The organism is Shimazuella alba, from assembly GCF_009831235.1.
GTDB lineage: Bacteria > Bacillota > Bacilli > Thermoactinomycetales > Thermoactinomycetaceae > Shimazuella > Shimazuella alba.
The window spans coordinates 1-868 of the sequence record NZ_WUUL01000041.1; the positions used below are offsets into that span (position 1 = coordinate 1).

The following is an 868-nucleotide window of genomic DNA, read 5'->3' on the forward strand; positions in this document are numbered from 1 at the left end:
TAGAAGCTATTTCAAAAATACCGTAGACACATAATAATACATGCTAAAATACAAAACCCTTGGTACATAAGGGGAGATCGATCATAGCGAATGACAAGTCGTCGGAAGTTATCCATCCAAGCAAAACAGCGTTCCACTTTAAAACGCTGTTTGTAAACGATTCCAAAATCCGTTGGTCTCCTTCCTCGTTTTGGTTTTTGATTTTTCTTGAAAGGAATCCGAGTCAGAATGCCTTTTTTCTGCAAAAAAGTACGAAAGGCTTGACTGTTGTATCCTTTATCTGCTACAAGTATCTTAGGTTTTTTAAAAGGTGCTCCCCGTTTTTGAGGGATGCGAATTCTCTCTACGATTTTCTCGGCAAAGTTGATCTCGTGAGGGTTTGCATCTTCTACTAACAAGGCGATGGGAAGCCCTTTTTTATTTTCTACGATACTCAAGACTTGTGAACCCTTCCCAATCTTGGTTTTACCGACTTTCGATCCTCCTCTTTTTGCTGGTACAAAACTTCCATCTAGATGAACACAATCCAGTTGAATAAGTTTTTTCTCCTGTAAATCCCTTAATAAAAACTTCCAAATTCGGTCCCAAATTCCTAACTTTACATAGTGATGATGCCTTCTCCAACAAGTGACATAAGAGCCAAAACGCTTGGGCAGATCTGCCCAAGCGCATCCTGTTTTGAGAATATAAATGATCCCATTTAAAGTTTGTCTTCTGTCTGCTTCTGGTCTTCCTCTTCCATTTCGGGGTTTCGGAAGATATTCTTGTATCTTTTTCCACTGATGATCGGATAATTCATGTCTACTCATACTTTCCAGTTTAGTAGCATTTTCTCTATTTTCAATATCTTATTTTTATTCACTAATTC

1 protein-coding gene is annotated in these 868 nt (G+C 38.1%); it reads right to left on the minus strand.

Going from position 1 to position 868, the window contains the following annotated elements:
* Window positions 1-11: 11 nt before the first annotated feature.
* Complete coding sequence (locus GSM42_RS20305; RefSeq protein ID WP_160803383.1) at window positions 12-809, minus strand: IS5 family transposase; 798 nt, start codon at window positions 807-809, stop codon at window positions 12-14.
* Window positions 810-868: the final 59 nt, after the last annotated feature.

What these genes read in the sequence shown, in the direction of transcription:
- GSM42_RS20305 (WP_160803383.1), bottom strand. Translation starts at nt 809, where the DNA reads ATGAGTAGACATGAATTATCCGATCATCAGTGGAAAAAGATACAAGAA.